We start from the raw sequence: 7,783 nt of genomic DNA on the forward strand, positions 1-7,783 counted from the left end.
CTTGGCGGTCTCACGCCGCTCCGACTTCTCATGCGTGAGGAACTAGAGCGGGCACTGAAGGCAGCCACGGTTTTCGCGGAGGGGTAAGCGAAGCACTTCCTAGTGGCACGGTACTGCGCTCTCACATTTCCTGAAGCCATGAAAGTGATTCGGACCTTCGTTCTAAATAATCCGGCGCTGCTGTAACTGCCTGTGCCGACCTCTGACTGGATAACCATCTGCACGGCACGTTACAGTGCGACAAAGCGCCCTCAACCATGTCACCCACCCCATCCGCAGGTACACCCTTGCACGTCCCCCTAGCTACAGACCCCAACTCGCTAGGCAATCTCATACACACGCGCCGTCTCGAGTGCGACGTTGAACTCATCGACATGGCGGACCTCGTCCGAGTCGACGTCTCGGCGCTGAGCCGCATCGAAGGCGGCCACTCGACCGACATTGCGTTGCTCTTCAAAGTGCTTGCAGAGCTGGGATTGGAAATGCTCGTCATGAAGCGTGACGATGCAAGTGATGCGTTGGCAGCCATCGGACGTACTGTCAACTGGAGTCAGCTCATGGAGCAACGTTCGCCTCGACGAGCGCGTCCGGCTCCAACACCATTGGCGCTCGACAACGCCACTCCGACGCTGTTTGTCGACTTCGACGGGACGCTGCATATTGGGAACGCCTATATTGACGACGCTGGCGATATATCGCTCGACACCGGCCGGCCACTGCTGGAATTCGCGCCAATCCTCGTCGAGGTTTTGGAGCCTTATCCCGACGTGGAAATCGTGCTGACAACGTCTTGGACGAGGAGCTTGCCAGAGGAGCGCGTCTTGGCCTACCTGCCTCACGAGCTACGCCAACGCGTCACAGGAACAACAAAGGATATAAAGCCTCGCCGCAGCTATGTACTGGAAGGAACCGAGCGCGCATACGTCATTAGCTGCTACGCTTTTGGTAAGCGGCTGAAGAACTGGCTTGCAATCGACGACGCAGTGTTCGGGGCAGCGCATTTTGGACGTGAACCCGGAGAGCTCGTTGACCACTTCCTGTTACTCGACCCAACACGCGGTATCAGCGACGAGATTGCGCTGAGCCGCATCAAGCAGTGGCTCGCGGAGACACACGCCTAGCGCGTTCGCTGAGTTGGACGCCATAGTGATTTGCGAAATAGTTTCGTTCAGCAATAGATTATGAACACCAATGCAGAGTCGCATCCATCAGATGGGCACGTCGCGCTGAGCAAACTACTGTCGAAAATACTGCGGCACGAGCCAGAGATGGTTGGCATACGTCTCGACGGTCAAGGCTGGGTATCCGTCGACGAACTTGTCCGTGCAATCGAGCGGACCGCGCGTAAAGCGGGCGCCCCTAAGCGTCTGAGAACGCTACCTCCTGTCACGAAGGAACTCGTTCTGGCCGTCGTGGCAACGAACGATAAGAAGCGCTTCTCCGTTTCGCCTGATGGTAAGCGAGTACGCGCGGCGCAAGGCCATTCTATAGAGATAGACCTGGGGTACGCAGCTGTGGAACCTCCAGCAATCCTCTATCACGGCACTGCCAGGAACAACTGGGCACACATCGCCCGCGAGGGTCTGAGGGCCCAAAGCAGGCATGCGGTGCATTTGAGCGCCGATGTGGATACCGCAACGCGTGTAGGCGGTCGTCACGGCCGCCCAATCGTGCTTGTAGTCGACGCTGCGCGGATGCACAAAGATGGCTTCTCCTTCTCATGCTCCGACAACGGGGTCTGGCTTACGGCGCATGTCCCGAGCTCATATCTCGCCCGTTTCGGAGAGTGAGCCGAATTCGAGAGTCTGCGAAGTGAGGTGACTGAATGGCAAGCGAGCAGGTGAATAACGACGATGCAATCCGGCGGGCAGCCGACTGGATTCGCGATGCGAACGGGCTGCTCATCACCGCCGGTGCCGGCATGGGTGTAGATTCCGGCCTGCCAGACTTCCGGGGAACGGAGGGGTTCTGGCGTGCCTATCCGGCGCTGCGCCATCATGGTTTCTCGTTCGAGGACATAGCCAATCCCGCTGGCTTTACGAGCAACCCACGCTTGAGCTGGGGATTTTACGGACACCGACTCGCGCTCTATCGTTCAACCGTGCCTCATGCTGGCTTTGGCATCCTTCTCAAGTGGGCGTCGACGATGAAGCACGGTGCGTTCGTGTTCACCAGTAATGTCGACGGCCAGTTCCAGAAGGCCGGCTTTGATGCCGAACGCATCGCGGAATGCCATGGGAGCATCCATCGGCTTCAATGCGTTGAGGCTTGCACCGATGACGCCTGGCCGGCAGACGATTTCAATCCTATCGTCAACGAGACGAGTTGCCATCTCGAGAACGAGATGCCGAGATGTCCACACTGTGGCGCGCTCGCCCGGCCGAACATCCTGATGTTCGGGGATTGGAAGTGGGTGGAAAAGTACGCGGACAGGCAAGAGAATCGGCTTGCACGCTGGCTCGAATCCGTCGACCGGCTTGTCGTAGTCGAAATGGGGGCCGGCCGCGCATTACCGACCGTCAGGCGCTTCAGCGAGCGCCACGGACCTCGCGTTATCCGTATCAATCCGCGTGAATACACGATAGCGCTGACCGTAGGCTTGGGTATTGCGGGAGGTGCATCTGAAACGCTTCAGCTAATCGATAACGTGCATGGCAACCACGCGTAAGTCGGACACCTAAAGAAATGGGAACCCAACTTGAAGGCGACCAGGTCCTCGACCTCACGGAAGCGCTGCGCGTGAGCCCTGCGCGGTGGCAAGGCTAAGGCGCTGGGCGCCAAGACTCCCGGGCCTACCAAAGTCGCTGCAATGCCGACCAAACCACGCAGGGAAGTCAAGCGCGCGGAGAGCACGTCAGCGGCTGCGGCTGCGGCTGCGGCTGCGGCTGCGGCTGCGGCTGCGGCTGCGGCTGCGGCTGCGGCTGCGGCTGCGGCTGCGGCTGCGGCTAGGCATCGAAGTCTGAGTTGCTCCGGCGTCAATGGTTGCGTTGGCGTCAGAGCCGGCGGACCGTGATGCTGCGCAATCCTTATGCCGGGTAAGACTACATCAAACAACTGTAGCCGCCAGGCGCGGTCGCAGTGCATTGACGAGGGCGTTGGCGGTCTTGAGCAGCCAGGCCATCTGCTCGGATTCCATCTCGGGACCTTCGCGCGGTGAGTATTCCAGGAACAGCCCGCCAACTTCACGGTCGTCATCTCCCGTCGAATCTCCGACCCGGAACTGGACTGCATGCCGAATTTCTCCTTCCAGGCCTGGCTGGTCCTCGAGAAGCGTCTGCATGACGTCCCGCCCCTCGGGCCCCTTGAACTTCACCGAGAAACCTGCCACGTTGCCGACGGTCCGATATGCGACAAGGCCGCCAACAGGGCCCGGAAGGTCCATTTTCACCCAGTTGTTTCCGCCGTGCCGCGGCGGTGACTGGTCCGGGTGGTCGAAGCGCACCTCGGCAATGAACCTCGTCCAGAACTCCTTGTTTTGTGCCTTCGAAGTACTTGCCGAGCTCGAGGCTGCCTCGGAGCCTTCCATTCCGATTGCGGCGGCGTCGCTGCGCACGGAGATGGCGGGCTCGATGGGTACTTCCCTGCTCGCGCCGACGTATACCTCGCGACGTACCACCTCGGTTTGAATCGGCACGTTAGGCACGAGAAGCGTGCGGCCGCGTGCATCCCTGAAGAGCCTGATTTCGAGCAGCGCCAGCTTTGCCAGCAGGCCGCCCTGATTCGCCAGCAGGTTCTTCAGTGCATGCAAGTCGCTTCGAATGCCGTCACCCGCGATTGCGAGCAGAAAATCGCCACGCCGGAGTGACTCGTTCACAGAGTCAACAAAGCGTGCTTCCTCGAGCTCGGGATATGCCGCACTGACTGCCTTGAATATCGGATTCTCTCCCGTCAGGCCGCGCGCCTGCTTGAGCTTGGCTTCGAGGTCGGAGTACGTCAGCCCGGACATCAGCGACGCGTATTCGAAGAGCTGGGCGATGACTTCCCGGCGAGCGCCGGGATTGCGCCAGAGCTTGCACTCAATCAAGACGAGGCGTCCGGTCGGCGACACGCCCAACAGGTCGAGAAAGACGTTGGATGCACCATGCCGGAGGGGGTATTCCCGGCACAGTGGCACAAAGGCCTCCCCCTGGCCAAACATTTCGACCATCGGGATGAGGGATGCGTACTCGAATAGCCTCTCCTGTAGCCAGCTCTCGCTCTGGCCACTGGTCAGCGAAACACGCTGAAACCCAACGAGTCCGTCGTCGGAACCCTGCTCTTCCAGAAACACAGTCATCTAACGCCCTCTCGTAATGCGTTACTTGAACGTGAAATGTGCGCGCAGTCGCTATTGCGACGCGCTCGGATGCATGCCTTGCAGTCGTTAACGACAATTCTTACAAGAAACTATAGCCAGCCGCCTCGAACCTACGAGGGAAGACCGGCGAATGAGTGGTTGCCTTGGCGAGTGGTTACGCAATGACCACCTCATCAACTCAGCACAGATTGGCTCAGCTCGAACTGCGCCGCGTGCGCCTGGCCCGAACTCATCGAGGCATGCCGCGTCGTCGCGATAAAGGCGCTCGCGGATTTGCCCCCGTGCCACCAGTACCCTGCCAGTTCACGGAAACGTATTCACCGGCGGTTGCGGAGGATGGTGCTCAGTGACGGGCAGTCTGAACAACAATGCGTGGAGTAACAGCCACGTTGACGGGCATTGGGGCAACGGACTGCTAGTCCAAAAACAAAACGCGCTCCAACGATGGAGCGCGTTTTTTCTCAGCGCGGGATGAGCGTTATTCTTTTGCTACTTTGAAGTTTCCAGCCTGGTGCCATACCGCGTTATTCCAGGTTCCCGTGATTGTCCATGGCGAAGCGTTGATGTCAACCTTGCCGCTAAACGTCGCTCGTGTGCTCGCCGAGCCCAGCGTGAGGGTGCCATCGTCCAATATCTGGCCAGACTCAATGACAAAGTCGCCATCTTCAGCAGACACGCCGGTACCAGACACCACTCCATAGTTGTCGATACTCAACTTGACTGTACCACTGTCACCCTTGCCAATAGGGGTGAACGTTCCCGAATACGTCCCGATATAGGTTTGAGGCCTCAGGGAATAGAAAGCAGTGTAATTATCGTACTTTGGATTCTTGTCATCGTCCGCGACATGGTTGGCCACCACAAGGGTAAGCCTACGGAGGTTTTGGTCGAACGTTAGAAAGGGAGTCAAGTCTACATTCATGGCTATATCGGGCGTTACCTTATCCGAATATACCGGTGCACCATCCAGGTAAGTACGCAACTCCAGCCCCGCCGGAAAACCCTTTGGCACTACAACCAGTTTCGCATTGCGTGCGTCCGCAAATACCACGTCATATTCATTCTTTGTACCTGGTACAGGAGCGTTGGAATAGTTGGGCGACACCGTGGTCAGCGTCCTGTAACGCGTGAATTTCCCAACCTCTGAAAAATTGAAGCCAGCCATTACATCCTGTTCCCCGTAAAAGGTATCTGCAGAGCCCACCCCAATCCGGTCATAGCGATACCCGGGGTTTTCACCGCTCGACAATGAGTAATTCAACGTACGTTCATCTGTGTCGGCAGTAATAGTAAGCGTCTGCCCGGGGTGGTTTGGGTCATAGGCTTCAAAATTGCATATCGCTGAGCCGCACCGAACACTGTAGCCCAGCACCGCATGGGCCTTGAATTCATTATTCGCGTCATACCTCCCCAGCATGATGATTTGTGGCTTCTTCATTGCAAAATGCGCGATAATACCCTCGACCTGATGCTTGAACTGCCCTGGGCCGATAACGCGTAGCATGTCGTAGTAGAACGCATTTGGGCGCATAACAGGCAACCGCGCGTCGGCCGCCGTGAATTTGCCAAGCCGGTAATGCACTTCCGTTGCGAAATCTCTGGCAATAACATCATCTGTCCCAAGCTCCTCAAGTCGCTCTTTATAATAGTCGAATAGCTTAACTGCAGGTTTTTTCTCGAAAAACCACTTTGATATGGCTACCATTCCGTAACAAACGCCGTCGAGATAGCCGTCGGATTTAGCGTCTGCGGCTTTTGAGTCTGGGGAAATTGAGAATGTATTGGGGATTGTCGTTCTAAAATTCGGAATGAAGAATCCATGTTTTCTCGGGTCGAATCCTGGAACAACGATGGGCTTGGATTTAAGAGAGTCCAATGACCCAGAGGCGGCACCTTTGCTGGAGAAGTGAGCTGTAGGAAATGAAACCTTTCCATCCGCAATACTGCTAATCTCGTGTGACTCAAACGTGTTACTGGCTTCGTCGATGTCGAGCGGTAAAACGAAGTCGCCTTTGGACTTGTCATACGGAAGAGTAACCGTCACGGGCACATTGAAGCTTTCGGTCCCAGTTCGCTTCAACACCAGTAATTTCGATGAAAACTGCAGCTCCCCATCGGACGCAGCGTCGAGTTTCGCCTGACTGGGAGGCTCCTCGACACTCATGGAAATCGTTTCTTGAGGGCTGGTTAGCGCACCTGGAGGAATCTCAACCTTTGCGCCGTACATTGGACTCGAAGGGTCGGTGATTTCAAGCGTTCCGCCAGCATCCCTGTCGACTACCTTCGACACGGTGGACCCCGTTTGGCCACCGGATGACCCGCCGCCACCGCAGGCCAACAAAACGGAGGGAATGACCAGGCAAACGAGTACCTTCGAAACCACGTCGAGTTTCATGGACACTCCTTATTCGTCGCGTGAATTCTAATTGCCTTCAATTACTTTACAGTTCTAGTACACATCTTTCTAATTGAAAGCCTGGTGAGAACGCTTATTGGCAGGTGTCAGCAGAATCACTATTTTTATAGACTGTCGACTCTTCAATTCATCATACGAAGTGATTCCATTAGTCCGTGCGACGTAATCAAACAAACAGCGCGCCTTGGGGCCCTTTCTTATTCAGTTCCGAGGGCACGTCCTGCCGAGAACGATTTCTGCGCCATGCCTTGCGATACCCAGCCGACAAGCTCCACCGCGAACGCACGGTTTGTGTGAAATTCGCTAGCGTGCTGGACTGTTACCTGTGGTCAGGATGGCCGCATTGGGAATCGAAGCGAACAATGTCGCCGCGTCAATCGCGGCAGACCAGGTGAGAATGCGAACGGCACGATACCGCGACGCCATCGGCAACACGTGGGACGGCAAAGGCGATTCCCCGCAGTGAGTGGTTCAGGCGACCAGCGCAGGACAGTCGCTGGAGCACTTCGCAATCAGTGGGACGCCGGAACCCGAGTCAGGAAAGCGCGCCAGCGTAGATTGGGGCAATGACCCGCTTGCTGGCAGCAGACTGGCGACAATCAAAACCGAACGCCTCAGAGCTGCCTGAGATTTGCGTCATGCCTGCATAGGGGCCCTGTGGACATCTTCAATGAAGCGTGCGCTCATCTTCTTCGTCGCGATAGCCATCGACGACGCACTCGCACGGCAGCGCATACAGCGCCTAGCAACCGGCGTCCGCAGCACGGCATACGATTTGGCTAACGTCGGTGTAGCTCGCGCTACCGGCCGGCGACACAACGACATCCAGGGTCTTTTGTGCGGCGCAGCTTGCAAGTCAGACGCCGGCGGTCTCTCGCCGCCTACATAATCATGGACAACGATGCCGGTTTGCCGAGCGTCTTGATGTGCGCCACATCAGCGGCAGTCAGGTCGAACCATTCACCTTCCAGGCGCTTTTCATGGTACTGGAGGTGCAGGTCGCGCTCCGCGCGAGAGTAGTCATTAAACCATGCGAAATGTTCAACGGTGATGGGAAACGGCAGCTTCAC

The 7,783-nt window shown here is 57.1% G+C and carries 6 protein-coding genes; 3 read left to right on the forward strand and 3 right to left on the reverse strand.

Annotated elements, in window-relative coordinates:
• Nucleotides 1-374: 374 nt before the first annotated feature.
• From U5775_RS38330 to U5775_RS38340, 3 genes are read left to right on the forward strand one after another with little or no spacing between them, the layout of a single operon-like run.
• Nucleotides 375-1,121 (forward strand): HAD domain-containing protein, encoded by a 747-nt coding sequence (locus U5775_RS38330; RefSeq protein ID WP_322063340.1) that lies wholly within the window; start codon nucleotides 375-377, stop codon nucleotides 1,119-1,121.
• A 60-nt stretch (nucleotides 1,122-1,181) separates the two neighbouring features.
• Nucleotides 1,182-1,790 (forward strand): RNA 2'-phosphotransferase, encoded by a 609-nt coding sequence (locus U5775_RS38335; protein ID WP_322063341.1) that lies wholly within the window; start codon nucleotides 1,182-1,184, stop codon nucleotides 1,788-1,790.
• Between the two features lie 35 nt (nucleotides 1,791-1,825).
• Complete coding sequence (locus U5775_RS38340) at nucleotides 1,826-2,668, forward strand: SIR2 family NAD-dependent protein deacylase (RefSeq protein ID WP_322063342.1); 843 nt, start codon at nucleotides 1,826-1,828, stop codon at nucleotides 2,666-2,668.
• A 378-nt stretch (nucleotides 2,669-3,046) separates the two neighbouring features.
• On the opposite strand, the gene U5775_RS38345 is transcribed toward U5775_RS38340, so the two are convergent.
• From U5775_RS38345 to U5775_RS38355, 3 genes are all read right to left on the reverse strand, one after another.
• Nucleotides 3,047-4,276: a hypothetical protein gene (locus tag U5775_RS38345; protein WP_322063343.1), complete on the reverse strand. Its 1,230-nt coding sequence runs from the start codon at nucleotides 4,274-4,276 to the stop codon at nucleotides 3,047-3,049.
• Between the two features lie 499 nt (nucleotides 4,277-4,775).
• Entirely contained in the window at nucleotides 4,776-6,692 is a 1,917-nt protein-coding gene (locus U5775_RS38350; RefSeq protein WP_322063344.1) for a hypothetical protein, read from the reverse strand.
• Between the two features lie 902 nt (nucleotides 6,693-7,594).
• On the reverse strand, nucleotides 7,595-7,783 hold a 189-nt coding region (locus U5775_RS38355), incomplete at its 5' end, for a GIY-YIG nuclease family protein (RefSeq protein ID WP_322063345.1).

The organism is Paraburkholderia sp. J63, assembly GCF_905220245.1.
GTDB lineage: Bacteria > Pseudomonadota > Gammaproteobacteria > Burkholderiales > Burkholderiaceae > Paraburkholderia.